Genomic DNA, 25811 nt, shown 5'->3' with positions numbered 1-25811 from the left:
GCTATCTGTCTGGGGAGCGAACGAGCGTGCATCAGGCTGCCTCTCTCGCCTTGGTGCTCGGCGAGATCGCGGCTTCATCGTTCTTTGATCCTGCCGAGGCCGCACCCTCCACCGCCTCGTTCGGCCGAGCGCCGCCTTCGTATTCCTCGAGGAAGCTCAGGAGCTGCTCGCGATAGAGATAGTAGTCGGGGTGCTCCATCAGCGCCTTGCGGCTGCGCGGCCGCGGCAGATCGACGGTCATGATCTTGCCGATCTTCGCCTTCGGCCCGTTGGTCATCATCACCACCTTGTCGGCGAGGAGGATCGCCTCGTCGACGTCGTGGGTGACGCAGACAGCCGTCACCTGGGTGCGCTTCCAGACGTCCATGAGAACGTCCTGAAGCTCCCAGCGCGTCAGGGAATCCAGCATGCCGAAGGGTTCGTCGAGGAGGAGTAGCTTCGGCGACAGGGCGAAGGCGCGGGCGATACCGACGCGCTGCTTCATGCCGTTGGAGAGGTCGGCGGCCTTGCGGTGCATGGCGTCCCCGAGGCCGACGCGGTGGAGATAATGCTCGACGACGTCCCGGCGCTCGGCCGGGGTGGCGTTCGGATAGACCCGATCGACCCCGAGGGCGACGTTTTCGCGCGCCGTCAGCCAGGGCATCAGCGACGGCGCTTGAAACACCACCGCGCGGTCGGGTCCGGCGCCTGAAACCTCGCGACCGTCGAGGACGATGCCGCCGGAGGAGATGTCGGCAAGGCCCGCCGCCATCGACAGGACCGTCGACTTGCCGCAGCCGGAATGGCCGATCAGCGTGACGAACTCGCCCTTTTCCATCTTCAGGTCGAAGCCGTCGACGACGGTGAGCGGCCCCTTCGGCGTCGGATAGACCTTACGGACCTCGAAGAACTCGACGAAGCCGCGTTCGATCGGCGAGCGGGCGGCGTCGAGCCAGGCCTTGGGCAGGTCCGGCGCCGGCGCGCGCTTCTTCGCCCCGACGGTGATCGGCGTGACATTCGGCAGGCTGACCGGGTCGCCCGCCTCGGCGCTCGCATCGCGGCCCTTTTCCATCAGATAGTTCGTCACCTCGCGCCTCAGCCGCTTGAAGGCGTCGCTGGTGTTCATCGCCGTGCGATCGCGCGGATGCGGCAGGTCGACGGCGAAGGAGGGGCCGAGCGTCGCGCGGGGGCCGGGGTCGAGCGGCACGATCCGGTCGGCGAGCAGGATCGCCTCGTCGACGTCGTTGGTGATGAGGATGATCGTCTTCTTCTCGATCTGGCTGATCGCCGCGAACTCGTCCTGGAGCTTTGCCCGCGTCAGCGCGTCGAGGGCCGAGAGCGGCTCGTCGAGAAGCAGGATTTCCGGGCTCATCGCCAGCGCCCGTGCAACCGAGACGCGCTGGCGCATGCCGCCGGAAAGCTCCGCCGACTTGCGTTCCGCCGCATGGGAGAGGCCGACCATCGCGATGTATTTCTCGATCCGCGCCTGGCGGTCGGCCTTCGGCTCTTTGGCGAAGACCGTATCGACGGCAAGCGCGACGTTGCCGCGCACGGTGAGCCAGGGCATCAGCGAATAGGACTGGAAGACGAGGCCGCGCTCGGGGCCGGGGCCGGTCACCGTCTCGCCTCGCATCAGGACGGAGCCCTGGTCCGGCAGGATCAACCCGGCGAGAAGCGAGATCAGCGTCGTCTTGCCGGAGCCGGAGAAGCCGACGATCGCCACGAACTCGCCCTCGGCGACCGCGAGGTCGAGGTTCTTCAGGATCTCGGCGCGGTCCTTGCCCTCGCCGTAGCTCTTGGAAACCGATTTCAGTTCGATGATGGGAGCCCGGGCGGGGTTTTGAGACTGCGTCTTCGTCGGTTTCGGAGTGCTCATGATCGCGCTCACCGCGTGCCGGAGAAGGTGAAGGCGGCCTGCAGTGCGGCCATGATCCGGTCGAGGACGAAGCCGACGATGCCGATGGTGATGACGGCGACGATGATCCGGGCCAGCGAATCCGAGGAGCCGTTCTGGAACTCGTCCCAGACGAACTTGCCGAGGCCGGGATTCTGGGCGAGCATCTCGGCGGCGATCAGCACCATCCAGCCGACGCCCAGCGACAGTCTCAGACCCGTGAAGATCAGCGGCATCGCCGAGGGAAGCACCAGCTTGGTGATGGTCTTCGCCGTCGACAGCTGCAGCACCTTGCCGACATTGACGAGGTCCTTGTCGATCGAGGCGACACCGAGCGCGGTGTTGATCAGCGTCGGCCAGAGCGAGCAGAGCGTGACGGTGATCGCCGAGACGACCATCGATTTCGGCAGCGCGTCCGAGGCGTTCACATAGAGCGCCGAGACGATCATCGTGACGATCGGCAGCCAGGCGAGCGGCGAGACCGGCTTGAAGATCTGGATCAGCGGGTTGAGCGCGCCGTTGACGGTCGGCGAGAGACCGCAGGCGATTCCCACCGGCACGGCAATCAGCGTTGCCAGCACGAAACCGAGAAACACCGTCTCAAGACTGGTGAGGATCTGCTCGGGATAGGTCGGCGCGCCGGTATAGTCGCGGACCTTGACGCGGTCGGCATGGCCGGCAGCGACCAGCTTCTGATTCCGCTCGTCCTGGCGCTCGTAGAACGCCGCCCTGTCGGCCGAAGAGCGTTCGTAGTCGGCATAGAGCGCCTCGACCTGCCCCCACACGGCCGCGGGCCCCGGCACGGTACCGAGCGAGGTCTGGACCGTCGGGGCGAGCGCCGCCCAGACCGCGAGGAAGGCGAGAATGCCGATCAGCGGCACGCAGAGCCCCTGCCAGAGGCCTTTCAGATTGGCCCGCGGATCGTCGCCGGCGGCGATCCTGGCGATCGGTACCGACCAACCGAGCCCGATGGCGGTCAACGGGCCGGTGGCCCTGGTGATCCGCATCATGCGCTTTTCGCGCCTCAGGATCCGGCGCTCGGCCTCGGACAGTTCGTGGCCCATGAAGTCGGAAGCAGTGCTCATCGTGAAGCCATGTCCTTGGATCGGTGACCGCCCCGAAGACCCGGCGCAGGGCTGCGCCGGATGCCGTGGGCGCCGGGCTCAGTTCGAGGCGAGCGAGGCGACGTCTTCCTTGCCCTTCAGGCCGATCGAGAACTTCTCGAGATAGGCGTTGGGCTTGCGGCCGTCGTATTCGACATGGTCGATGAAGGCGTCGGTCGCCGGCTTGTAGCCGTCGGTCTCGGGAATGTCGGACGCTTCGAGGAGGCCGTCGTCGATCAGCGAAGCGGCGGCCGTCCTGTAGATGTCCGGCCGGTAGACGCTCTTCGCCGTCTCGGCATACCACTCGTCCGGCTTTTCCTCGGAGATCTGTCCCCAGCGGCGCATCTGGGTGAGATACCAGACCGCGTCGGAATAATAGGGATAGGTGGCGAAGTAGCGGAAGAAGACGTTGAAGTCCGGGACCTCGCGCTTGTCGCCCTTCTCGTATTCGAAGGTGCCGGTCATCGAATTGGCGATCACCTCGGCGTCGGCGCCGACATATTCGGGCCGCGACAGGATCTCGACGGCTTCCTTGCGGTTTTCCGGGCTCTCGTCGAGCCACTTGCCGGCGCGGATCAGCGCCTTGGTGACGGCGACGGCCGTCTCGGGATTCTCCTCGACGAACTTCGCCGTCATCCCGAAGACCTTTTCGGGATTGTCTTTCCAGATCTCGTAGTCGGTGATCACCGGAACGCCGATGCCCTTGAACACCGCCGCCTGGTTCCAAGGCTCGCCGACGCAGTAGCCCTGGATGGTGCCGGCCTCGAGCGTCGCCGGCATCTGCGGCGGCGGCGTCACCGAGAGAAGCACGTCGGCCTTGACCTGACCGGACGTGTCGGTCGGCGTGTAGAAGCCGGGATTGAGCCCGCCGGCGGCGAGCCAGTAGCGCAGCTCGTAATTGTGGGTCGAGACCGGGAACACCATACCCATGTTGAACGGCTTGCCGGCCGCCCGATACTGCTCCACCACCGGCTTCAGCGCCGAGGCCGGGATCGGGTGCTGGGGCATGCCGTCGGCATTTGTCGGAATGGCCTTCTTCATCTCCTCCCAGACGGCATTCGACACGGTGATGCCGTTGCCGTTGAGGTCCATCGAGAAGGGCGTGACGATGTGGGCCTTGGTGCCGAAGCCGATGGTCGCCGCAAGTGGCTGGCCGGCCAGCATGTGGGCGCCGTCGAGCTCGCCGGTGATCACCCGGTCGAGCAGCACCTTCCAGTTCGCCTGGGGCTCCAGCGTGACATAGAGCCCCTCGTCCTCGAAGAAGTGCTTCTCCTTGGCGATGGCGAGCGGCGCCATGTCGGTCAGCTTGATGAAGCCGAATTTCAATTCGTCCTTTTCCGGGATCAGCATCTCGGCGCCGGCCGGCTGCCAGGCAAAGGCGGCGCCGGCGAGCGTTGCTCCCAGGAAGAAACGTCGGGTTATCGAAGTCACCATGGGCATGAACAAAAGCTCTCCCGTTGCCCGGAGCGGGGTTACCGCCGGCTGATCTGTTTTTGGAAACAAAAAAGGCTGCCCGACGCTTCCCGCCACGCGTCTTACGCTGTGGCGTTACAAAGAAGTGTCGGCAGCCTTGCCAGTGACGCCCGCCTTTGGACGTCGAAACTTTCAGGCGGTCACGACCGCCTAGAGTGTTTCTTTAGAACAGCTCGTGGCATGGTGCAATGCGAGAAACGTTGTTTTCGCAGGATTTTTAAGCGAAGCGGAATTCTGCACAAACAATAGACAGATTGAAGATGTTCTATGCAACCGTTTTGCTGACGGCGTGAGCATCTGCCCGTGGGGTGGACGATAATCCGAGGAGCAAGCTGCGCAGCCGCTCGGGCCCATCAGACTGGCCTGTCGTCTCACAGGAGACTCCAGGCTGCCTTTTCCGCATGGCTGTGCGGACGCGGCATGGAATACGTCAGAACTTTTTCGGCAGGCCCGCGTCCTTGAGTGATTGGTTCGCGGTGTGCCGGGATTTGATGTTCGAATCGACCGTAAAGTATCGGTCGGTTATCGGGCTGTACCAAATCTCGTGATCTCCTCTGCCCTGCCGGTGGAAACGGCATCCGGCGGCCGAGAGGAGTTCTTTGAGTTCGCGCGTGAACCCTGGCACGGATCAATGCCGTGGATTGGAAACGCTTGCCGAGAACTCGGTCCTGATATGAACCGGAATGCTGGGCCCGTCGTAGCGCAGGCCGTTGAGTTCGACGAGATCCTGCAATGCGCCGAGCACCTTCGCTTGCAGAAGGTCCAGACTCTCGGACTCAACGGAGAGGCCGCAGACGTCTTCGCTGCTGGCCACCCAGACGCCAGCCTCCTCGTCCCATTCTGCCAGCACCACGATCCCGTCTTTCATCTGGGTCCGATCCCCGTTCGCGTAGAGCATATTACATCGGTTCCCGCGGTCAGAGATGCAAATCCTGTGAAAGAATGGCACAGGGCGCAGTTGTTGGCGGTATTTTTCGCCGCCGGCTGCCTTGCCTCATATGGAAGGACCGAAGGCTCACCGCGCCGTCCCGTCATGGCGCCGTATCGAACAGGCCGCTCGGCCGCTCGCCCGGCGATTCGCCCGACGCGCCACCGTCCGCAGCGCCCGTCGCAGCGTCGAACAGCGCTGGCGAGAACGTTTCGCCGGCGATCCTGGCGCCCTCTTCGGAGAGCGGCGCATCGCCCCAGCGGGTCATCTGCTGATAGAGCCAGCGGCCGTGGTCGGAATCAGGCCGCGCCGCGCCGTCGCCAAAGAACACCATGAAGTCGGGGATCTCGCGCTGTCGGCCGGGCGCCGTCTCCAGCCGGCCGGTGAGACCCGGCAGCAGCGTCCTGGCATCGACGTCCAGCCTGTCCGGCGCCGCAAGGAGCCGTGCCAGCGTCTCGAAATTGGCCGGATCGGCGCACCAGCGCGCGGCCTCGCAGAGCGCGAGAATGAGACCCTCAAGGGCGTCCGGATGGTCGCGCGCCATCGTTTTGGTGACGCCGAGCACCTTTTCCGGGCCCCGCCGCCAGATTTCGGCACGACTGGTGACGATGCGCCCTGCTCCGCGGGCAACGGCGATGGTGCCCCAGGGCTCGCCGGCGCAGAAGCCGTCGATGCCGCCGCCGGCAAGCGCGTCGGGCATCAGCGGCGGCGGCACGACGGTGATCTCGACGTCGCGCTCGGGGACGACCCCGGACGCGGCGAGCCAGTATCGGAGATCGTAATTGTGGCTGGAATGGCGATGGACGACCGCCAGCTTCAGCGGCGGCTCGCCCTTTTCCGCCCGCTGCCGCACGGCTGCGGCAAAGGCCCGCCCTGCGCTCCCCGGCGCCGTGTCGAAGTCTTCGGGCCCCGCCGCCTGCATCTTTGCCGCGACGGCGCTGGACACGGTGACGCCATTGCCGCCGAGCGCCAGCACCATCGGCGCCAGCATCGGCACCGGAAGCGGCCCGAGGCCGAGATTGGCAGCGATCGGCATCGGCGCCAGCATGTGGGCGCAGTCGAACTGGCCGACGCCGATGCGATCGCGGATCGTCGCCCAGGAAGTTTCTCGCTGCAGCGACAGGACGACGCCGCGCTCCTCGGCAAATCCCATATGGGCGGCGGCGATCAGGACGGCGCTGTCGAGAAGCGGCACATAGCCGGCGCGGATGAAGCTCGACTCGGCCATCACGCGTCTCCGAGAAGGTTGTAGGCGGACACCAGGCTGGCGGCGACTTCGCCAATCCGGCGGTTCTCGTTCATCGCCGCGCGTCGCAGCAGCTTGTAGGCGGTGTCCTCGTCGATCTTCTTCGCCTTCATCAGGATGCCCTTGGCGCGGTCGACGGACTTGCGCTCGGCAAGCTCGGACTTCGCGTCGGCAAGTTCGCGCGCCAGCCGGCTGACGGCGTTGAAGCGCGAGATCGCCATTTCGAGGATCGGCTTGATCCGCTCCTTCTTCAGCCCGTCCACCACATAGGCCGAGACGCCCGCCTCGATCGCCGCCTCGATCTCGGCGGTGTCGGAGCGATCGACGAACATCGCCATCGGCCGCTTCACCGTGCGCGACACCTGGAAGAAATCCTCCAACTGGTCGCGGTTTGGGTTTTCGAGATCGACGACGATGACGTCCGGCGACAGCGCCTCGATCCGCTTGACCAGACCCGCGACCGTCGTGACGATCGAGACGTTGGCATGGCCCGCATCGCGCAAGCCCTCCTCGATGATCGAGGCGCGCAGACCGTTGTCGTCGACGAGGAGGATGTTGAGCGGCTGCGTCATGCCGTCGATATTGCACCTGCTCAGAGAGTTTTCGCAACGGCAAAAACAGGAGGGCCGGGAGCCGGCAGAGACGGCTGCCTTGCCCGCCCGCCGGCGAGAAAATCCCTGTGGTTGATCCCGATCAATGTTTGCACTGCGGCGCGGGTCCAGTCTGGAGGCCACCTGAATGGAGGTCTTCCGGACATGACCCGAATGATGAAAGCCGCTGTCGTTCGCGCCTTTGGCGAGCCGCTGACGATCGAAGACGTGCCCGTCCCGCAGCCCGGCCCGGGCGAGGTGCTGGTCAAGGTCGCGAGCTGCGGCGTCTGCCACACCGATCTGCATGCCGCCGACGGCGACTGGCCGGTGAAGCCCTCGCTGCCGTTCATTCCCGGCCACGAGGTGGTCGGCACGGTCGCGGCGCTCGGTGCCGGCGTCGATGAAGTTGCGGTCGGCGATCTCGTCGGCGTGCCCTGGCTGCACGATGCCTGCCGCAACTGCGAATATTGCGAGAGCGGCTGGGAGACGCTCTGCGAACACCAGCACAACACCGGCTACAGCGTGAATGGCGGCTTTGCCGAATATGTCATCGCCGCAGCGCCCTTTGCCGCCCGGCTGCCGAAGGGCGTCGATCTCGCCGCCATCGCGCCGATCCTCTGCGCCGGCGTGACCACCTACAAGGGCCTGAAGGAGACCGAGGCGAGGCCCGGCGAATGGGTGGCGATCTCCGGCATCGGCGGCCTCGGACATGTCGGCGTGCAATATGCCAAGGCGATGGGCTTCAACGTCGTCGCTCTCGACATCGCGCAAGACAAGCTGGAACTCGCTCTGAAGGACGGCGCCGACATCGCCGTCGACGCCTCGGCGCCGGACGCCGTCGAGAAAGTGCTTGAGGCGACCGGCGGTGGCGCCCATGGCGTGCTTGTCACCGCGGTCTCGGTGCCGGCCTTCAACCAGGTGCTCCACATGGTGCGGCGGGGCGGCACGGTCAGCCTCGTCGGCCTGCCGGCGGGCGAATTCCCGACGCCGATCTTCGACGTCGTCCTGAAGCGCATCACCGTTCGCGGCTCGATCGTCGGCACCCGGCGCGACCTCGACGAGGCGATCGCCTTTGCCGCCGCCGGCAAGGTGAGGAGCGAGGTGAAGACCGCGCCGCTCGACAAGATCAACGACATCTTCGCCGACCTCAAGGCCGGCAGGATCGAGGGGCGCATCGTGCTCGACATCGATCTCGCCGGCGCCAGGCGGCCGGCAGAGCTCGCCGCGGTGGAACCTGCCTGAGGAAACGATCCGGCGAAGACCCGCACTCGCTCTTCGGGCCGCCATGCCTATCGCAGCAACAGCCATCGAGACCGTCCGCGCCGGCTTCGGGCGCGGCCTGAATGAGGGAGGAAGATCATGTACAGGACGATCCTCGTCTGCTTCGACACTCCAGAGCGCATCGACCGCCTGCTGGGCGTCGCCTTGCCTCTGGCCGCCAGCCACGGCGCCCACCTCGTCGGCCTGCATGTGACGCCGAGCGTCCTTGCCGACCTCGCGACGGAGATTTCCGTCGAATATCTCGAGGCGACGCGCAAGTCGCTGCGGGAGACGGCGGCAGCCGTCCGTTCGGCCTTCGAAAAACGGGCCGCCGTGAGCGACGTTTCGACCGAATGGCGCGTCGAGGAGCCGACCAGCCCGGATTTCGCCAAGGCGGTGACCCGCCACGCGCTCTGCGCCGACCTCGTCGTCGTCGCCCAGTCCCACGCTTCGGAATGGCATGGCGGCGGGCTCGTCACCGATGTGCTGTTCGAGACCGGCAGGCCGATCCTCTTCGTGCCGCGCGAGGGGTGTTTCAGCACCATCGGCAAGCGGCCGGTGGTCGCCTGGAACGGCACGCGGGAATCCGCCCGCGCTGCCTTCGACGCGATCCCGCTGATTTCAGGCGCCGAAAAGGTCTGCGTGCTCGCCATCGATCCGCATCGCGGCAGCGGCAGCGAGGGCCTGGCGCCGGCCGACGATCTGGCGACCGCGCTGGCGCGCCACGGCCTGCCGGTCGAGGCTTCCGTCACCTATAGCGGCGACATCTCCGTCGGCGACACGCTGTTGTCCTACCTCGCGGATGCCGGCGCCGATCTTCTCGTGATGGGATGCTACGGCCATTCGCGCATCCGCGAGATGCTGTTCGGCGGTGTCACCCGCCAGATCCTGCGGGAGATGACCGCTCCTGTGCTGATGTCCCGCTGACGCCCGCAGCCTTGCGGCCGTCGCAGCGTGCCTGCCCCGGAAACGCGAACACCCGGCCCGCTCGCGCAGGCCGGGTGTTTCTATCACGGCGCGGTACCAGTCTTCAGCGGTAGCGGTCGAACAAATCGCGCTTCAGGCCGAGCTGGCGCAGCGCGGCCTCCGGCGGCTTGCGGCCGGCCTCGAGCGCGACGGCGCAGTGGCGCGCAGCCCTCACATCCTCGAAGAAATCGGCAACTCCCGCGACGAAACCCCTGCGGCGGCTCATGACACACTCCTTGGCAATGCAGCTGTTTTGATGATCTTGTCGGGATAGGACATAACCCTCGGGCAGGGCCGGTTGAAGCGACAATCGGGCGTTGCTGATATGCGCAGAGCGCACATCGAAGGGTCGAGGTTTGAACAATACACATGCTAGACGCGCCGGCGTGCAGCGGGACCCGGCTGCAGACCAGGCCGACCGGCCGGCAGCCGCGGCCTTGCCGCGACCGGCGCGCCTGTCCGGCCGGCGCATTCGCCGACGTTTCGCCGCGACGCGTCTCGTCGCCCTCGCCGGCCTTTTGCTTTTTGCCGTCCTCGCGGTTTTCCTCGCCGGCCGCTTTGCCGAGCGCCAGGCCCTTGCAGAGGTTCATGCCGGAGCCGTCGAGACCCTCAACGTGCAGATCGCGACGCTCGACGGCGTCCTCGACAAATATCGCGTGCTGCCGCCATTGCTTGCCCAGACGGCCGAGTTCCGGCAGTTCTTCGCGGGCTCGGGCGGCGCGGCTCAGGCTTCGAGCGACATTCCCGACCGCGCGGCGCTGCGGCTCGCCACCGAATCCGTCGTCGGCCTTTCGGGCGCGCTCGACCTTCTGCTCCTCGACCCGGCGGGCGAGATCTTCCACTCGGTGCGCGGCCGGCTGCGCGATGGCGAAGGGCGGCTCGAGGACGCGCTGGCCGTCGCCCGGCAAGGGCGGCTCGGCCGCCAGAGCCTCGTCCTGGCCGATGGAGAGCGGGCCTATGTCTTCGTCGCCGCAGTCCGGCCGGAATTTGCCCTCGAAGGCTTCATCGCCATCGTCGTCGGGCTGGAAAATGTCGAGGCCACCTGGGCGCTGTCGAAGAACACCATCACGGTCACCGACCGCTCGGGCCGCATCTTCCTGTCGAACCGGCGGGACTGGCGGATGGAACGGCCGGAAACGGTGCAGGCCCTCGTCGCTCGGACCGGCGCGCCGGCGCCCCTCGATCTCAGCCGCAGCCTGCCGCTGCTCGAATGGCGGATCCATGTCCTTGCCGACACGTCGGATGTCGGCGCCGCGCGCCTCGCCGGCCAGACCATCGCCGGCCTGCTCGCGCTCGGCCTTGCCGGCATCGCCGCCGTGGCGCTCCGCCGGCGCGAACTCTCGATCATCCGCGAGCGGCGCGACCGGGCGCTGGCACTGCGGCTCGAGCGGGTGGTGCGGGATCGCACAAGGGCCCTCAGCCGGGCCAATCTCTCCCTGAAGGGCGAGGTCGAGGAGCGGCGCCTTGCCGAAGAGCGGCTTCGCCAGACCCAGGGCGAGCTGGTGCAGGCGGCAAAGCTCGCCAGCCTCGGCCAGATGGCGGCAGCGCTCGGCCACGAGTTCAACCAGCCGCTCGCCGCGATCCGCACCTATGCCGACAATGCCGACCGCTTCCTGTCGCGCGGCCGTGCCGACATGGCGAGCGGCAATCTGAAGCGCATTTCGGCGATGACCGACCGCATGGCCGAAATGTCGAAGACCCTCCTCGCCTTCGCCCGCAAGCCGGGCACGACGCTGAGCCCGGTGGCGCTCGGGCCGATCCTCGACGAGGCGATGATCCTGGTGCGCCCGCGGCTGCGCAAGGCGGGCATCGCCTTCGAGGTCGATCCGGCGCTGCGACCGGTGGAGGTGATGGGCGGGCGGATCCGCCTCGCTCAGGTCTTCGTCAATCTCGTCAACAACGCCGCCGATGCGATCGCCGGGACCGGCAAGGGCGCCGCTGGCACCGACGGAGGGAGCCAGCGCCCGCAGGGGCGCATCGCCATCGCCCTTCACCCTGGCGGCGCGCCGGGCACCGTCGAGATCCGCGTCCGTGACGATGGGCCGGGCATTGCCGCGGCGATCGGCACCGACGTCTTCGAGCCCTTCGTCACCACCAAGGCGAGCGGCGAGGGGATCGGCATCGGCCTGTCGATCGTCCGAAACATCCTCGCCGATTTCGGCGGCGAGATCCGACTGGTCGAGACCGGGCCCGAGGGGACGACATTTGCAATCGTCCTTGCAAGCGCCGATACGGGCCAGTCCGCTTTGGCCCTCTCGCGCGAAGGAGTCTGACCGATGCCCGGTTTCGGCGAACCGACCGTTCATCTCGTCGACGACGACGACGACCTTCGCGACGCCCTCTGCCAGGGGCTCGAACTCGAGGGCATGCCGGTCGAGCTGCATGAGGACGGCTCGACGCTTCTCTCCCGCCTCGGCCATGAGAGCTATGCCGTGGTGGTCAGCGACATCCGCATGCCCGGCCTCGACGGGCTGGAGCTGTTGAAGTCGGCGCTGGCCGTCGACCCGACCATGCCGGTGATCCTGATCACCGGCCACGGCGACGTGCAGATGGCGGTCGACGCCATGCGCGCCGGCGCCTACGACTTCATCGAAAAGCCCTTTTCGGTCAGTCGGCTTCACGCCGTGGTCGAGCGCGCTCTGGAAAAGCGCCGGCTGGTCCTCGAAAACCGCATCCTGAGGTCGACGCTCGACGACGGCGACGAACTCGCCCTGCGGCTGGTCGGCCGCACCCCCGGCATCCAGCGGCTGCGCCAGCAGATCCATGCGCTCGCGGACACCGACGTCGATGTCCTCGTGCTCGGCGAGACCGGCACCGGCAAGGAGGTGGTGGCGCGCGGCCTGCATGATTGCGGCAGCCGGGCAAAGGGCAACTTCGTCGCCATCAACTGCGCGGCTCTGCCCGCCGACATCATCGAGTCGGAGCTCTTCGGCCACGAGCCGGGCGCCTTCACCGGCGCCGCCAAGGTCAGGATCGGCAAGCTCGAACACGCCCATCGCGGCACGATCTTCCTCGACGAGATCGAATCGATGCCGCTCGATCTCCAGGCAAAGCTCTTGCGGGCGATCGAGACCCGTTCGATCGAACGGCTCGGCTCAAACAAGCCGATCCCGCTCGATGTGCGCTTCGTCGCCGCGACCAAGACCGACCTTGCCGAGGCCGGTCGCCATGGGCGGTTCCGCTCGGACCTCTATTACCGCCTCAATGTGGTGACGCTGACGATCCCGCCTTTGCGGGAACGGCGGGAAGACGTGCCGCTGCTGTTCTTCCATCTGGCCCGCGAGGCGCGCGCCCGCTTTCGCCGGGAGATTCCGGCGATCGATCACGGGCTGGAGATGCAACTGATGCGCCGCGACTGGCCGGGCAATGTCCGCGAGCTCCGGAACTATGCCGATCGGTTCGTCCTTGGCATGTGGTCGGGCTTCGACGAGGCCGATGGCGCGCAGGCCGCCGGCTCGCAGACCGGCAACGCTGGGGGCCGCCTTGCCGCTGCGAACGGCGCGTCTGCCGGGGGAGCGCATGAGGGGCTGGCGGGGACTGCGACGAGCGCTGGATCGCTTGCCGACCGACTCGCCGCCTATGAGAAGGCTGTCATCGAGGCGGAGCTCTCCCGGAACGGCGGCTCTCTTAAGCCGACTTATGAAACCCTGCAGATCTCGCGGAAAGGTCTCTACGACAAGATCCGCCGTCTCGGGATCGAAAGCCGCGAGGCGCTCGAGGATTGAGGGGAACCCGGACGGGAGCGCCGGGCAGGGCCGGGCTACGGCGGGGACGGTGGCGGTGGCGGGCGGAGACCAAACGGCCCGGCGGCGGGACCACCGCTCTGGCCATGCCTCTCCATGCGCGATACAGCATCGAGCCGAAGATCGGACCGATCCTCGGCAGGCAGTGCGGCGTCGATCAGCAGCTCCCGTCCCGGCCTGGCGGTCTCGGCCATGAAGGGGGACGGCTTGACGGCGGACATTTCTCCTGCCGAGGCACGGCGGATCGCGCTGACGGCGCAGGGTTTCAACGGTCCGGAACGTGACGGCGAGGTCACGGCTGCGCGGCTGCGCCGGACGATCGCCCAGCTCGGCCTCCTGCAGGTCGACAGCGTCAATGTGCTTTCCCGCGCCCACTATCTCCCGCTGTTCTCGCGCCTTGGCGCCTACGACCGGGCCCTGCTCGACCGTGTCGTGGTCGATCGGCCGAGGCGCTTCTTCGAATATTGGGGGCATGAAGCGTCGATCCTGCCGATCGACTGCCATCCGCTGATGCGCTGGCGGATGGAACGCGCCCGTGCCGGCAAGGATATCTGGGGCCGGCTGGAGCCATTCGCCAAGGAACGGCGCGGCGAGGCCGACGCGCTTCTCGAACGCATCGCCAGGGACGGGCCGATCGCCGCCTCCGACCTGGAGAGCACCACGGCGGAAAAGGGCATGTGGGCCTGGAGCGACGTCAAGCACGCGCTGGAATGGCTGTTCTGGGCAGGGCTGGTCGCGGCGACCCATCGACGGAACAGTTTCGAGCGCGTCTACGACCTGCCCGAGCGGGTGCTGCCGCGCGCGGTCCTCGATGTACCGACGCCGTCGCGGGCCGATGCCCAGCGCCAGCTCCTCGCACGGGCCGGCCAGGCGCTCGGCATCGCGACGGCGGGGGATCTGCGCGACTATTACCGGCTGCCCGCCTCGGATGCGCCGCTGCCGATCGCCCAGCTGGTCGAGGAAGGTACGCTGACGCCCGTCCGCGTGCGCGGATGGAAGCAGCAGGCCTATCTCCACAGTAACGCCAGGGCCGGGCGCAAGACGAGTGGGGCAGCGCTCGTCTCCCCCTTCGACCCGCTGGTCTGGCACCGCGACCGCACCGAGCGGCTGTTCCGGTTTCGCTATCGCCTGGAAATCTACACGCCCCAGCACAAGCGGGAGCACGGCTACTACGTGCTGCCGTTTCTCCTCGACGGAGCACTGGTGGCGAGGGTCGACCTGAAGGCCGACCGCAAGGCGGGGGTGTTGGTGGTCCAGCAGGCGACGGTCGAACCGGACGCGCCGCCCGAGACGATCCCGGCCCTGGTCGCCGAGTTGCGCCGAATGGCGGACTGGCTGGAACTGCCGGATCTCGGCAGCGGGCCGATCACCGGCATCGGCCCGGCTGTCTCCGCCGCCGGATGACGCCCTGACGGGGCTTTTCCCCAACGCCCGGGCGTTTCGGCAGCCGGTCTCTGCTGGAGGACCGGTTGCCGGCGCCGCCCGTCCCGGGCGGCGCCGCTATCTGGCGAAAAGGCATCTCAGGCGGCCTTCAGCGCCGCGATGGCGCCAAGCGCATCGTTGGTCGCCTTCTGGCGCTGCTCGGGGCCGACCGCCACGCCCTCGGCGGCGATCACCTCGAGATCCTTCACGCCGAGGAAGGTGAAGATCGAGCGCAGATAGCTTTCCGCATGTTCGAAGGAGGCGACCGGCGTTTCGGCGCCGTAGAAGCCGCCGCGCGACAGGGTCAGGATCACCCGCTTGTCGCCGGCGAGGCCCTCGGGGCCGGTCTCCGTGTAGCGGAAGGTCTTGCCGGCGACCGCGATGCGGTCGATCCAGGCCTTCAACTGGCTCGGGACGGAAAAGTTGTAGAAGCCGACGCCGATCACCACGATATCGGCGCTCATGAACTCCTCAAGCACCTTGCCGCCGAGCGCGATGTCTTCCTGCAGCGCCTGATCGTGCTGGACTTCGGCGCTCTGGCCGGCAAGATAGCGCCCGGTGAGGTGGGTGATCGGCTCGGCAACCAGATCGCGATAGGTGACGTCGAGTCCCGGGATCTCCGACGTCAGGCGCTCGACGGTCGCCTTGGAGAGCTTACGGCTGACGGAGTTGTCCCCGAGGATGCTGGAATCGAGATGGAGCAGTTTCATCGTTGTAACCCCTGGTAACTAGGTATGGAATTGATACCGAGGATCATTAAATGACTGCCATGGGTTCCCGCAAGGAGGCACAGTGATGAAACCAGAGAACAAGCCTGTAACCGAGGGTGACAAGCTGTTTCCGTGCAGTTGCCAGGCAGTCGGCGGGGTGCTCTCGCGGATCGGCGACAAGTGGTCGGTTCTCGTGGTGATGCTTCTGGCCGACGGCCCGAAACGCTTCAGCGAACTGAAGCGGGCGATCGGCACGGTCTCCCAGCGCATGCTCACGCTGACACTGCGTGGGCTGGAGCGCGACGGGCTGGTCACCCGCACGGTGACGCCGTCGATCCCGCCGCGGGTCGACTACGAACTGACCGAACTCGGCCATTCGCTCTGCGGGCCGGTGCGCGGGATCGGCGACTGGGCCTTCGACAATCATGCACGCATAGAGGCCGCCCAGCGGGCGTTCGACGCCCGGCAGGAAGACGCCGCGTGATCGGCGAACAGATCGTTGTCAAAAACGTATGTCCCGCTTCACGGCGGAACGTCCGACAGCCATCGCCGGATGGCAGGGCTCGCCGCCAGAGCGGCAAGCCCTCTTCGCAAGTCGCACCCGCGCGGACGCCCTTGCAGATCCGGTGCGCTATCCCCTGCCGCCGAAGACGCGCTTCGGCTTGAAGCTGCCTTCCTCGATCGCGCCGAGGGCGATCAGCCGGCCATGGCCGGTGGCAAAAGCCTCGTCGCAGAACACCGGCGCATCGCGGCCCCTGAGGATCACCGGATTGCCGGAAAGGACGCGGCTCGCCTGTTCGTCGCTGAGCAGCACCTCGTAGATGTCGGCGAGCGCCGCCTCCGGGGCGATGAGATACTCGTCGAGCGGGGCGAAATCGACGACGCGCGGCTTTGCGCCGGATTCGATCGCCTCCGCGTCGAGTTCCTCGCGACCTTCCTCGGCCGCCTCGAGAAGATCGTCGAGCGGCACCATGTCATCCTCGGCGAAGGCGCCGACGGAGACCCGGCGCAATTCGACGACATGGCCGAAACAGCCAAGATCGCGACCGAGATCGCGGGCAATGGCGCGCACATAGGTGCCCTTGCCGCACTCGGCCTCTAAGACCGTGGTGTCGTCGTCCGGCTGTTCGACGATCTCGAGCCGCAGCACCTCAACGGTGCGCGGCGCGATCTCCACCGTTTCGCCTTCACGCGCCAAGTCGTAGGCCCGTTCGCCGGCGATCTTGATGGCGGAAAAGGCCGGCGGCACCTGGCTGATCTCGCCGACATAATTCGGCAGCTGAGCCTCGATCGCCTCGCGGGAGGGCCGCAGCTCAGAGCTCCGGGTCACCGGCCCTTCGGTGTCGTCGGTGGTCGTCTCGGCGCCCCAGCGCACGGAGAAGCGATAGACCTTGCGGCCGTCCATGACGAAGGGGACGGTCTTGGTGGCGTCGCCGAGGGCGATCGGCAGCATGCCCGAGGCCAGCGGATCGAGCGTGCCGGCATGGCCAGCCTTCTGGGCGAAATACAGCCATTTCAGCTTGGCCACCGCGTCGGTGGAGCCCATGCCCTTCGGCTTGTCGAGGACGACCCAGCCATTCACCGGCCGTCCCTTCGGCTTCTTGCCGCGCCGCGCCATCAGTTCTTGTCTCCGTCTGCGCCGCCCGGCTGCGATGCGTCGTCGTCCCCATGGTCGAGGTCCCTCTGAACCTCCGGCGACTTCAAGAGCGCGTCGATGCGGGCGAAATTGTCGAAGGAGGTGTCGGTGCGAAACCGCACCTCCGGCATGTATTTCATCTGCTTCAGTGCCGGCGTCAGGCGGCCGCGAATGAACTTCGCGTTCCTGTTCAGCGCCGCGACGAAGGGCTCGGTGTTGTCCTGGCCGAGCACCGTGACATAGGCCGTCGCAATCTTCAGGTCCGGCGACATCCGCACCTCGGAGACCGAGACGACGGCCTTTTCGAGCAGCGGATCGAGGATCTCGCCGCGCTGGAAGATGTCGGTCAGCGCGTGGCGAACCTTCTCGCCGACGGAAAGCTGGCGGGTGGATGGTTGTTTCATGGCAAACTTGCTTCAGATATCTTTTTCTGTCGGTGAACTGCCAAGCAATCGCACGACTGCATCGACAGCCGCCTTCTGGGCCGTCGACTCCACGCGGTTGTCGAGCGTGGAGCCCATCAGCGACAGGATGACTTTCAGTTGGCCGTTGTGATCGTCGACAACCTGCTTCAGGCGATCGACTTGTCGTCGTAGTTCCACGTTTTCGGACTGCAGCGTCCGCACCGCCCGTTCAGGGGTGAGGATCGACTTGAGGTACTCGGCCGCGCGCTTCCAGGACAGACCGCCCTCGCCACCGGTCGGCTTGCCGCTCACGGACCATGGTGCTCCATCAATCGCCACGTCAGCCGCTTGTTCTCTTCGTTCTCGCGCTCGATCCTGTCGAGGTCGGCCGCGGTTCGCGCCAGCCAGATCCGCATGAGATCGCTTTCACGCTCCAGACCTTCGGCGATCGAGGCCAGGCGGCTGGCCTCGAAGTCCTGCCCATTCGTACCCGAAACCTCGCTCGCGTCGAGGGTCGAAGACGAGCCGCGAAGCGGCAGATTCGCAACCATGCAGCCCCTCCTTCGATACGAAAGCCTTGAGCCCGTCGCGCTGGCGAGCACGACGATCACGCTACAATTGCAAATCTGCCCGGCGAGGCTGATCTTGGCAAGAGACCGGGTCTGCAGCGCTGACGCCCGATAAGGACGTGATGCGCCGCAGACCCGGATAGCTTTTCGAGCCCTACAGCGTCCGCGCGACGTGCTCGACGCGGAAGCACTCGATGACGTCGCCCTGGCGGATGTCCTCGTAGCGCTCGAAGGCCATGCCGCATTCCTGGCCACTCTGAACCTTCTGCACCTCGTCCTTGAAGCGCTTCAGGGTCTTCAGCGTGCCCTCGTGGATGACGACGCTGTCGCGGATCAGGCGCACGCCGGCACCACGCTCGACCTCGCCCTCGGTGACGAGACAGCCGGCGACCTTGCCGACCTTGGTGATGTTGAACACCTCGCGAATCTCGGCGTTGCCGAGGAAGGTCTCGCGACGCTCCGGCGAGAGCAGGCCCGACATCGCATCCTTCACGTCATCCACCAGGTCGTAGATGATGTTGTAGTAGCGGATCTCGATGCCCTCGCGCTCGGCCGCGTCGCGGGCCTGCTTGTTGGCCCTGACGTTGAAGCCGATGATCGCCGCGTTGGAGGCGGCGGCCAGCGAGATGTCGGACTCGGTGATTGCGCCGGCGCCCGAATGAACGACGTTCGCCCGAACCTCGTCGGTGGAGATCGCGTCGAGCGCGCCGATGATCGCCTCGACCGAGCCCTGGACGTCGCCCTTGATCAAAAGCGGGAAGTCCTTCAGCCCGGTATCCTGCAACTGCGACATCATCTGCTCGAGCGAGCCCCGCTGGCCGGCGGACTTGGCCACCTGCTTCTCGCGGGCGAGCCGCTGGCGGTACTCGGAGATCTCGCGGGCCTTGCCCTCGTTCTCGACGACGGCGAACCGGTCGCCGGCATGGGGCGTGCCCTGCATGCCGAGGATCTCCACCGGCATCGAGGGCGGGGCCTCCTTCAGCTGCTCGCCCTTGTCGTTGATCAGCGCGCGCACCCGGCCCCATTCGTCGCCGGTGACGACGATGTCGCCGACCTTCAGCGTACCGGTCTGGACGAGCACGGTCGCGACCGGGCCGCGGCCCTTGTCGAGCTGCGCCTCGATGACGACGCCCTCGGCTGTGCGCTCCGGATCGGCCTTGAGGTCCAGCAGTTCGGCCTGCAGGAGGATCGCCTCCAGGAGCTTGTCGAGATTGGTGCCCTTGACCGCCGAAACTTCGACGTCGAGCACTTCGCCGCCCATCGATTCGACGAACACCTCGTGCTGCAGAAGGCCGCTGCGGACCTTCGCAGGATCGGCGCCCGGCTTGTCGATCTTGTTGATCGCGACGACGATCGGCACACCCGCCGCCTTGGCGTGATTGATGGACTCGATCGTCTGCGGCATGACGCTGTCGTCCGCCGCCACCACCAGAACGGCGATGTCGGTCGCCTGAGCGCCGCGTGCACGCATCGCCGTGAAGGCGGCGTGGCCGGGCGTATCGATGAACGAGATCTTCTGGCCGTTCTGCTCGACCTGATAGGCGCCGATATGCTGGGTGATGCCGCCGGCCTCGCCGGAGACCACCTTGGTGTGGCGGATCGCGTCGAGCAGCGAGGTCTTGCCGTGGTCGACATGGCCCATGATGGTGACGACCGGCGGCCGCGACACCAGATGCTCCGGATTGTCGTCGACACCGAAGATGCCGGACTCGACGTCCGACTCGGCGACACGGTTCACCGTGTGGCCGAATTCGGTGGCGATCAGCTCGGCGAGATCGGCATCGATGATGTCGCCCGGCTTCATCATCTGTCCCTCCTTCATGAGGAACTTGATGACGTCCACGGAACGCTCCGACATACGGTTGGCGAGTTCCTGGATGGTGATCGTCTCTGGCAGTACCACTTCGCGCGCAATCTTCTCCCGCGGCTGATTCTGCTGCGAGCGTTTGAATTTCTCCTGGCGGCGGCGGATCGACGACAGCGACCGCCCCCTGCCGCCCTCGTCGGCCGTCAGGGCCTTGTCGAGGGTCAGCTTGCCGCGACGACGGCCGTCGTCGCGGTCCGGACGGGCCGGCTTCGGCGCCTCGCTGGGCGCTCCGCCCCGCGGGCTGCGACGCGGGCTGGCGCCACGCCGGGCGCTGTCCTCGTCGTCGCCAAGGCCCCTGCGTCGGCCCTCGCCGCGCTCGGCCCTCGCGGCCGCCGCCTCTGCGTCCGCCTGGGACATCGGGGCCGCCTCCTTGGCGGCTGCCACCGGCTTGTTGCCTCGGCGGGTGGCGGCGTCCGCCTCCGCCTTGCGGCGGGCCTCGGTCTCGGCTTCGAGACGGGCCTGTTCCTCCGCCTGGCGGCGCTCGGACTCCTCGCGCTCGGCGCGCCGGCGCTCGTCTTCGGCGATGCGCCGGGCCTCTTCCTCCTGGAACAGGCGGCGGGCCTCGACCTCGCGCTGCTTGGCGAGCTCCAGCGCGCGGCGGCGCGCATCCATCTCACGCGAGGAGAGATCGGACAAAACGGCGCCGCGCGGCTGGCGCTGGCCAGGAGCCGTCTGCGGCGCATTGCGGCGATCGTCGCGGCCACCAGGGCGGTTGCCGCCCCTGTCGCCGCGCTGGTCACCCCGATTGTCGGAACGGCCGTCGCCACGCGGACCACGTCCGCCATCGCGGCCACCGTCGCGCTGCCCCTGGCCATCCCTGCCCCGAGGCGCCTGCGACGGCGCGGGAGCACGCGGCTGGCTCGGCGCCGCCGGCGCGCTGCGCTGCGGCGCCGGAGCCGCGGAAGCGGCGGCGCGCGGCGGTTCGGACGCCTCGGCGGTGACCGGCTTATCGGACGTCGGCGCTTCGGCCACCGGAGCGGAGGCGGGCTCTGCCACCGCCTCGGCGACAGGCGCCTCGGTCGTCTTCGCTTCGGCTGCCGGCGCTGCCGTCTCGGCCGCAGGCGCAGCCTCGGCGACTTCCGGGGTCGCTTGCGCTTCGGCGGCAGGCGCCTGACCCAGCTTCGGGCCGAATTCGATCTGCTTCGGGCGGCCACCGGTGTTCAGCGGCTGCGGCGCCGGCGTGATCTTCGGTGCCGCAGCGGGCGCGGGCGCCCGCTCGGCGGCGGGCTGCACCGGCTCGGTTGTCTCGGTCGGCCGCGGCTTCAGCCCGGCGGCGACGTTCGGCTTCGGCGCCGGCGTCTCCTCGGGCTTGTGAATCCGACGCTTCTTGGTCTCGACCACGACATTCTTGGTCCGACCATGGCTGAAGTTCTGGCGCACCGTCGACTGCTCGACGCCGCCACGCTTCAGGGTCAGGGTCTTCTTCGTGCTCACATGGAGCGTCTTGTCGTCGCCGGACTTGGTATCGCTCATCTACGCTTCCACTTCCTGCGCGGGGTCGGTCCCGCGCCGTTCGTCTCGCAAGGAAGCGTCGCTGCATGAGGCGCTTCCGATGGTTTGCAGTCTCATTCTTCGGCCGTCGAGTCGCCGCCAGCGGCGCCTTCGATCGCCTCCATGGGGCTCTCGCCCCGATATTTCGCCAGCGCTTCCAAGCGCTTCAGCACAGCCGAACCTGCATCACCGGCAAGAATGGCTGCATGTATCACATTCCACCCGCCCAACGCCAAGCTGATTTCGTCTGCCCCGAGCAGGCGAAATCCCGGGATCGGGCGGCCGGTTCCGCGCTCGCCGGCGCGGCGTGCCGCGTCGATCTTGCGCAATCCGTCCTCGGCCGCGTCGCATGCCTGGACGAGGCCGAGCGCCCGCCCCGAACGCATCGCCGCCTCGACCTTGGCGGCGCCGGTGACGAGCTGGCCGGCCTTGCGGGCGAGGCCGAGCGACCCCGCCACCTGTCGAACCAACAGCCGGTCGACCATCGCGCCGAGATCGGCGGGCGTTTCCACCTCGGAGCGGAACGCCCTTGCGAACAGCCGGCGCTTGACCGCCGTCTCCACCGCCTCGCGGCTGAAGGAGACATGGGCGCCGCGGCCAGGAAGCCGCCGCGCCAGATCCGGAACCACCCGGTTGTCGGGATCGCGCACGAAGCGGATGAGGTCGGCGGCCTCGAGGCTCTGCCGGGTCACGATGCAGGTGCGACCGTTCAGGGCCTCGTCTCCGTCAAGATCGTCCGCTGCCGGACCGCCGGTCCGGCTGGCATCGTTGCCCGTTGCCGCCACGCCTCGTCCTTTGCCGCAGCTCAGGCGGCGCTCTCCTCGACCGCGTCCTCGTTCTCTTCACCCTCGTCATCGGGCCCGGCCAGATCCGCCTCGGTGATCCAGCCGGCCTTCAGACGGGCCGAAAGGATCATCTGCTCGGCATCGGCGCGCGAAACCTCGAAGGGGCTGAGCGTGCCTGGATAGCGCTTGGTCTCGCCATCCTTGCGCTCGCCCCAGCCGGTGAGGTCGTCGACGGCGCAGCCGGCAAAGTCCTCGAGCGACTTCACGTCGTCCTCGCCGAGGGCGACCAGCATCTCGGTGGTCAGGCCGTCGATTTCCTTCAGCACGTCCTCGACACCGAGTTCCTTGCGGCGGGCGTCGAACTCGGCCTCGCGCTGTTCGAGATATTCCCGGGCGCGGGTCTGGATCTCGCCGGCAGTCTCCTCGTCGAAGCCCTCGATCGCGGCGACCTCCTCGAGATCGACATAGGCCACCTCCTCGACCGAGGCAAAACCTTCCGAGGCGAGCAGCTGGCCGACCATCTCGTCGACATTGAGGGCCTCCATGAAGGCCTCCGAACGCTCCTGGAATTCCTTCTGGCGGCGCTGGGATTCCTCTTCCTCGGTCAGAATGTCGATGTCCCAGCCGGTCAGCTGCGAGGCGAGGCGGACATTCTGGCCGCGGCGGCCGATCGCCAGCGACAGCTGGTCGTCGGGGACGACGACCTCGATCCGCTCGGCATCCTCGTCGAGCACCACCTTTGCGACTTCCGCCGGCTGCAGCGCATTGACGAGGAAGGCGGCGGCGTCCGGCGACCAGGGAATGATGTCGATCTTCTCGCCCTGCAGTTCGCCGACCACGGCCTGGACGCGCGAGCCGCGCATGCCGACGCAGGCGCCGACTGGATCGACCGAGGAGTCCGACGAGATCACGGCGATCTTCGCCCGCGAGCCCGGGTCGCGCGCGACCGCCTTGATGGTGATGATGCCGTCGTAGATCTCCGGCACTTCCATGGTGAAGAGCTTCGCCATGAACTGCGGATGGGTGCGCGACAGGAAGATCTGCGGGCCGCGCTGCTCGCGGCGCACGTCGTAGACATAGGCGCGGACCCGATCGCCATAGCGGAAGACCTCGCGCGGGATCTGCTCGTCGCGGCGGATGATGCCCTCGCCGCGGCCGAGATCGACGATGACGTTGCCGTATTCGACGCGCTTGACCGAACCGTTGACGATCTCGCCGATGCGGTCCTTGAACTCGTCATACTGGCGGTCGCGCTCGGCCTCGCGGACCTTCTGGACGATCACCTGCTTGGCCGACTGGGCGGCGATGCGGCCGAAATCCATCGGCGGCAGCTGCTCGGCGATGAAGTCGCCGGGCTCGGCATCGGGGTTCTTGTCGCGGGCGAGCTCCAGATAGATCTGGGTCGCCGGGTTCTCGACATCCTCGACCACCTCGAGAAGCCGCTGCAGCTTCATCTCGCCGGTCTTGGTGTTGATATCGACGCGGATGTTGGTTTCCTGCCCGTATCTCGAGCGGGCGGCCTTCTGGATGGCGTCGGCCATGGCGCCGATAACGATGTCGCGGTCGATCGACTTTTCCCGCGCCACGGCGTCCGCGATCTGCAGAAGCTCCAGCCTGTTCGCACTGACTGCCATTTGTCGTTCTCCTGATCGGGCGGCAGCAGCGCGTCTCGCGCTGCCACCCGTCCCATCTTCTGGCGCCCTGCCGGCTTCGCCGGCGGCGCGCTTCAATGTGTCTCGCCGGGCTTGTTACCGGCATTCGTTCCGCCAGCTTCGGCCGTCGGCATCTGCGGCCGTCCCGCCCCTGAAGGGGCCCAACCGCCTGCCCATCCCGGACAGGCCTCAGTGCGGGTCGGCACCGTCCTCCTCGACCGTCTCGCCACGGCGCTTGCGGGCCGCCTTGTCGGCCTTCAGCGAGGCGGCGATCAGATCGTCCGTCAGCACCAGCCGCGCCTCGCCGATGGCGTCGAAGGGGATCTCTACCGAAGCCGGCTCGCCGTAAGCCGGCTGATCACGCTCGATGCGGATCCCGTCGTCAGCGACCGCGACGATCTTCCCCCGAAAGCGCTTGCGCTCGCCGATGAGACGGTTGGTCTCGAGCTTCATCAGATAGCCGGCCCAGGTCTCGAAGTCGCTCTTTCTGACCAGCGGCCGGTCGATGCCCGGCGAGGAGACCTCCAGGTGATAGGCCCTGTCGACCGGATCGGCGACGTCGAGCACCGGCGAGATCGCCCGCGACACCGCCTCGCAGTCCTCCACCGTCATGGTGCCGTCCGGCCGCTCGGCCATGATCTGCACGGTCATGCCGTTGAGGCCCGAGGTCCTGACGCGCACGAGGCGGTAGCCGGCCTGCTCGATCGCCGCCTCGACGACGCTGGCCACCTTGGCTTCCAGTCCCTGTTCCTTGACGATGCGCATGCGCTTTCGACTGTTGCTCCTGGCTACGGCACCGGCCCGAAAATCGATTTCCGGAAAGGACGATGCGCAGATTCCATCACCCGGAGCGTCCCTAACCCGTCCAGTCGGACGCGCGGCGCTCCAGCTCCGGCAGTGTGCCACGGCCCGGCCAAGCCGGACATTCCGGCCCTGGCGACCAAGCCTGCAATCCGCGATGAACCGAAAGGCCTTGAACGCCGTCAGGGCATTTCGCCACCGCGCCGTTCTCGCGAGCCGGCTTGGGCTGTTGCGGGTAACAAAAAAGAGCGGGACCGGTTGGACCCACTCTCACGACATCACCGCAGAGAATATGGGGCTCATATAACCCGCTTCGCCGGCGGCATCAAGTGCCGGATCGACGTTCGTGATGATCGGTGACGAGCCCCCGTCGCGGCTCCATCCCATTACGATCGGCGACCATGTATTCGGCCGGTGCAGGAACCAGACGAGGGCGGGAAAGGCCAGTGGGCGATTGTCGCACCAAGGGCAGCGCCACATGTGCGCCATCTACCCCACCGACCGTCCGGCGAAGCCGGCCCCACTCCGCCAAGCCGTTCGCGTTGCGTCTCGCCCGCGCCCGATCCACTCCGGTGCGATTTGCCCTTCCGTCGCCCACAGGCCCCGCGCGGTCCCCCGTTCATTCCATCGGACGCAAAAAACGCCCCGCCGGTTGGGACCGAGCGGGGCGTATTGTTGGGGTGATGGTGTGAAGAAGCTGGATTTTGCGATTGGCAGACCTGGCAGCGACCGACTTTCCCGCGTCTTGAGACGAAGTATCATAGGCGCTGGGGCGTTTCACGGCCGAGTTCGGAATGGGATCGGGTGCGGCCGCCCCGCTGTAACCACCAGGTCGGCCAATCGCAAAATTTGCATTCGAGAAGCTGGGAAGAGTTGCTTTCGCTCACGGCAGATCCCTTCGGGATCGCCTGCGCGGGCGCGGCGCTTTGCGGCGACGGCCTCGAGGCCTGGGGCTGTCCTCGCCGATATCAGCCCTTGCGGGCCGGCGGCACAGACGCGCGCTTGCTTGAGCTGGTTTTGCAGAAGATCTCTTCAATCGTCGCCGGACAACCATGTCCAACCCTTCCACCGTCCGAGCCCGCCGCGAAGCGGCACATGGCGAGGACAGCCCCGCTTCGAACGAAGCGGCGTTCCGAAGGAACGGAGCCAAGCGGGCGGATGCCCGCGCTGGCGATTGAAGCCAAGAATGAAGACAATGATCATCCCGGCGGGATGATCATTGACGAATGAGAACGATCAAGCCGATCGAGCGATTAGTACCGGTAAGCTTCACGTGTTGCCACGCTTCCACA

The 25811-nt window shown here is 67.1% G+C and carries 24 protein-coding genes and 1 rRNA gene; 7 read left to right on the top strand and 18 right to left on the bottom strand.

The window, feature by feature from the left end:
• Positions 1 to 31: 31 nt before the first annotated feature.
• From E3C22_RS22700 to E3C22_RS22670, 7 genes are all read right to left on the bottom strand, one after another.
• Complete coding sequence (locus E3C22_RS22700) at positions 32 to 1855, bottom strand: ABC transporter ATP-binding protein (protein WP_134764173.1); 1824 nt, start codon at positions 1853 to 1855, stop codon at positions 32 to 34.
• 8 nt (positions 1856 to 1863) lie between these two features.
• Complete coding sequence (locus E3C22_RS22695) at positions 1864 to 2958, bottom strand: ABC transporter permease (protein WP_206027017.1); 1095 nt, start codon at positions 2956 to 2958, stop codon at positions 1864 to 1866.
• 78 nt (positions 2959 to 3036) lie between these two features.
• On the bottom strand, positions 3037 to 4410 hold the full coding sequence (locus E3C22_RS22690; RefSeq protein WP_425365005.1) for a CmpA/NrtA family ABC transporter substrate-binding protein: 1374 nt from the start codon (positions 4408 to 4410) through the stop codon (positions 3037 to 3039).
• A 469-nt stretch (positions 4411 to 4879) separates the two neighbouring features.
• Positions 4880 to 5074 (bottom strand): type II toxin-antitoxin system HicA family toxin, encoded by a 195-nt coding sequence (locus E3C22_RS22685; RefSeq protein ID WP_134764171.1) that lies wholly within the window; start codon positions 5072 to 5074, stop codon positions 4880 to 4882.
• Between the two features lie 3 nt (positions 5075 to 5077).
• Positions 5078 to 5317 (bottom strand): DUF1902 domain-containing protein, encoded by a 240-nt coding sequence (locus tag E3C22_RS22680; protein WP_134764170.1) that lies wholly within the window; start codon positions 5315 to 5317, stop codon positions 5078 to 5080.
• A gap of 163 nt (positions 5318 to 5480) precedes the next feature.
• Entirely contained in the window at positions 5481 to 6605 is a 1125-nt protein-coding gene (locus E3C22_RS22675) for a CmpA/NrtA family ABC transporter substrate-binding protein (RefSeq protein WP_134764169.1), read from the bottom strand.
• Positions 6605 to 7195, bottom strand: coding sequence for an ANTAR domain-containing response regulator (locus E3C22_RS22670; RefSeq protein ID WP_134764168.1), 591 nt, complete (start codon positions 7193 to 7195; stop codon positions 6605 to 6607). Before E3C22_RS22670 ends, E3C22_RS22675 begins: the two co-directional genes overlap by 1 nt.
• Before the next feature lie 183 nt (positions 7196 to 7378).
• Here E3C22_RS22670 and adhP point away from each other — a divergent pair, with 183 nt between their 5' ends.
• Both adhP and E3C22_RS22660 read left to right on the top strand, forming a co-directional pair.
• Positions 7379 to 8455 carry an alcohol dehydrogenase AdhP gene (gene adhP, locus E3C22_RS22665; protein ID WP_134764167.1) on the top strand — a complete coding sequence of 359 codons (1077 nt, stop codon included), beginning with the start codon at positions 7379 to 7381 and terminating at the stop codon, positions 8453 to 8455.
• 117 nt (positions 8456 to 8572) lie between these two features.
• On the top strand, positions 8573 to 9400 hold the full coding sequence (locus E3C22_RS22660) for a universal stress protein (protein WP_134764166.1): 828 nt from the start codon (positions 8573 to 8575) through the stop codon (positions 9398 to 9400).
• A gap of 103 nt (positions 9401 to 9503) precedes the next feature.
• On the opposite strand, the gene E3C22_RS24600 is transcribed toward E3C22_RS22660, so the two are convergent.
• Positions 9504 to 9665, bottom strand: a complete 162-nt coding sequence (locus E3C22_RS24600) for a hypothetical protein (protein WP_167591877.1) — start codon at positions 9663 to 9665, stop codon at positions 9504 to 9506.
• Positions 9666 to 9795: 130 nt separating this feature from the next.
• Between E3C22_RS24600 and E3C22_RS22655 the strand changes: the two genes are divergently transcribed.
• From E3C22_RS22655 to E3C22_RS22645, 3 genes are all read left to right on the top strand, one after another.
• On the top strand, positions 9796 to 11712 hold the full coding sequence (locus E3C22_RS22655; RefSeq protein WP_134764165.1) for a sensor histidine kinase: 1917 nt from the start codon (positions 9796 to 9798) through the stop codon (positions 11710 to 11712).
• A gap of 3 nt (positions 11713 to 11715) precedes the next feature.
• Positions 11716 to 13164 (top strand): sigma-54-dependent transcriptional regulator, encoded by a 1449-nt coding sequence (locus tag E3C22_RS22650; protein ID WP_134764164.1) that lies wholly within the window; start codon positions 11716 to 11718, stop codon positions 13162 to 13164.
• A 225-nt stretch (positions 13165 to 13389) separates the two neighbouring features.
• Entirely contained in the window at positions 13390 to 14586 is a 1197-nt protein-coding gene (locus tag E3C22_RS22645) for a winged helix-turn-helix domain-containing protein (RefSeq protein ID WP_245515150.1), read from the top strand.
• A 116-nt stretch (positions 14587 to 14702) separates the two neighbouring features.
• On the opposite strand, the gene E3C22_RS22640 is transcribed toward E3C22_RS22645, so the two are convergent.
• Positions 14703 to 15314, bottom strand: coding sequence for an FMN-dependent NADH-azoreductase (locus E3C22_RS22640; protein WP_134764162.1), 612 nt, complete (start codon positions 15312 to 15314; stop codon positions 14703 to 14705).
• An 85-nt stretch (positions 15315 to 15399) separates the two neighbouring features.
• Here E3C22_RS22640 and E3C22_RS22635 point away from each other — a divergent pair, with 85 nt between their 5' ends.
• Positions 15400 to 15798 (top strand): winged helix-turn-helix transcriptional regulator, encoded by a 399-nt coding sequence (locus E3C22_RS22635; RefSeq protein WP_134764161.1) that lies wholly within the window; start codon positions 15400 to 15402, stop codon positions 15796 to 15798.
• Between the two features lie 147 nt (positions 15799 to 15945).
• Here the strand turns inward: E3C22_RS22635 and truB are convergent, their stop codons facing one another.
• The 9 genes from truB to rrf form a co-directional block, all read right to left on the bottom strand.
• Entirely contained in the window at positions 15946 to 16932 is a 987-nt protein-coding gene (gene truB, locus E3C22_RS22630; protein WP_134764160.1) for a tRNA pseudouridine(55) synthase TruB, read from the bottom strand.
• Complete coding sequence (gene rbfA, locus E3C22_RS22625; protein WP_134764159.1) at positions 16932 to 17354, bottom strand: 30S ribosome-binding factor RbfA; 423 nt, start codon at positions 17352 to 17354, stop codon at positions 16932 to 16934. Before rbfA ends, truB begins: the two co-directional genes overlap by 1 nt.
• A 12-nt stretch (positions 17355 to 17366) precedes the next feature.
• Positions 17367 to 17666: a hypothetical protein gene (locus tag E3C22_RS22620; RefSeq protein ID WP_134764158.1), complete on the bottom strand. Its 300-nt coding sequence runs from the start codon at positions 17664 to 17666 to the stop codon at positions 17367 to 17369.
• A complete protein-coding gene (locus tag E3C22_RS22615) occupies positions 17663 to 17965 on the bottom strand; it encodes a hypothetical protein (RefSeq protein ID WP_134764157.1) in 303 nt (100 codons plus the stop codon). Before E3C22_RS22615 ends, E3C22_RS22620 begins: the two co-directional genes overlap by 4 nt.
• Positions 17966 to 18077: 112 nt before the next feature.
• Positions 18078 to 21263 (bottom strand): translation initiation factor IF-2, encoded by a 3186-nt coding sequence (gene infB / locus E3C22_RS22610; protein WP_245515149.1) that lies wholly within the window; start codon positions 21261 to 21263, stop codon positions 18078 to 18080.
• Positions 21264 to 21355: 92 nt separating this feature from the next.
• Positions 21356 to 21994, bottom strand: a complete 639-nt coding sequence (locus E3C22_RS22605) for an RNA-binding protein (protein WP_425365004.1) — start codon at positions 21992 to 21994, stop codon at positions 21356 to 21358.
• Positions 21995 to 22086: 92 nt separating this feature from the next.
• On the bottom strand, positions 22087 to 23700 hold the full coding sequence (nusA, locus tag E3C22_RS22600; RefSeq protein WP_134764155.1) for a transcription termination factor NusA: 1614 nt from the start codon (positions 23698 to 23700) through the stop codon (positions 22087 to 22089).
• Between the two features lie 207 nt (positions 23701 to 23907).
• Positions 23908 to 24531: a ribosome maturation factor RimP gene (gene rimP / locus E3C22_RS22595; RefSeq protein ID WP_280988153.1), complete on the bottom strand. Its 624-nt coding sequence runs from the start codon at positions 24529 to 24531 to the stop codon at positions 23908 to 23910.
• 705 nt (positions 24532 to 25236) lie between these two features.
• Positions 25237 to 25351 (bottom strand): 5S ribosomal RNA (gene rrf / locus E3C22_RS22590).
• Positions 25352 to 25392: 41 nt separating this feature from the next.
• On the opposite strand from rrf, the gene E3C22_RS22585 reads away from it, so the two are divergent.
• Positions 25393 to 25749 carry a hypothetical protein gene (locus E3C22_RS22585; RefSeq protein ID WP_134764153.1) on the top strand — a complete coding sequence of 119 codons (357 nt, stop codon included), beginning with the start codon at positions 25393 to 25395 and terminating at the stop codon, positions 25747 to 25749.
• Positions 25750 to 25811: the final 62 nt, after the last annotated feature.

It is taken from the genome of Jiella endophytica (assembly GCF_004519335.1).
Classification (GTDB): Bacteria; Pseudomonadota; Alphaproteobacteria; order Rhizobiales; family Rhizobiaceae; genus Jiella; species Jiella endophytica.
Note: the sequence above shows the minus strand (reverse complement) of the source record. Positions and strands in the feature narration are given on the sequence as shown.

What these genes read in the sequence shown, in the direction of transcription:
- E3C22_RS22695 (WP_206027017.1), bottom strand. Translation starts at nt 2,958, where the DNA reads ATGAGCACTGCTTCCGACTTCATGGGCCACGAACTGTCCGAGGCCGAG.
- E3C22_RS22675 (WP_134764169.1), bottom strand. Translation starts at nt 6,605, where the DNA reads ATGGCCGAGTCGAGCTTCATCCGCGCCGGCTATGTGCCGCTTCTCGAC.
- adhP (WP_134764167.1), top strand. Translation starts at nt 7,379, where the DNA reads ATGACCCGAATGATGAAAGCCGCTGTCGTTCGCGCCTTTGGCGAGCCG.
- E3C22_RS24600 (WP_167591877.1), bottom strand. Translation starts at nt 9,665, where the DNA reads ATGAGCCGCCGCAGGGGTTTCGTCGCGGGAGTTGCCGATTTCTTCGAG.
- E3C22_RS22650 (WP_134764164.1), top strand. Translation starts at nt 11,716, where the DNA reads ATGCCCGGTTTCGGCGAACCGACCGTTCATCTCGTCGACGACGACGAC.
- infB (WP_245515149.1), bottom strand. Translation starts at nt 21,263, where the DNA reads ATGAGCGATACCAAGTCCGGCGACGACAAGACGCTCCATGTGAGCACG.
- truB (WP_134764160.1), bottom strand. Translation starts at nt 16,932, where the DNA reads ATGGCGCGGCGCGGCAAGAAGCCGAAGGGACGGCCGGTGAATGGCTGG.
- nusA (WP_134764155.1), bottom strand. Translation starts at nt 23,700, where the DNA reads ATGGCAGTCAGTGCGAACAGGCTGGAGCTTCTGCAGATCGCGGACGCC.
- E3C22_RS22640 (WP_134764162.1), bottom strand. Translation starts at nt 15,314, where the DNA reads ATGAAACTGCTCCATCTCGATTCCAGCATCCTCGGGGACAACTCCGTC.
- E3C22_RS22700 (WP_134764173.1), bottom strand. Translation starts at nt 1,855, where the DNA reads ATGAGCACTCCGAAACCGACGAAGACGCAGTCTCAAAACCCCGCCCGG.
- E3C22_RS22635 (WP_134764161.1), top strand. Translation starts at nt 15,400, where the DNA reads ATGAAACCAGAGAACAAGCCTGTAACCGAGGGTGACAAGCTGTTTCCG.
- E3C22_RS22670 (WP_134764168.1), bottom strand. Translation starts at nt 7,195, where the DNA reads ATGACGCAGCCGCTCAACATCCTCCTCGTCGACGACAACGGTCTGCGC.
- E3C22_RS22660 (WP_134764166.1), top strand. Translation starts at nt 8,573, where the DNA reads ATGTACAGGACGATCCTCGTCTGCTTCGACACTCCAGAGCGCATCGAC.
- E3C22_RS22680 (WP_134764170.1), bottom strand. Translation starts at nt 5,317, where the DNA reads ATGAAAGACGGGATCGTGGTGCTGGCAGAATGGGACGAGGAGGCTGGC.
- rbfA (WP_134764159.1), bottom strand. Translation starts at nt 17,354, where the DNA reads ATGAAACAACCATCCACCCGCCAGCTTTCCGTCGGCGAGAAGGTTCGC.
- E3C22_RS22690 (WP_425365005.1), bottom strand. Translation starts at nt 4,410, where the DNA reads ATGGTGACTTCGATAACCCGACGTTTCTTCCTGGGAGCAACGCTCGCC.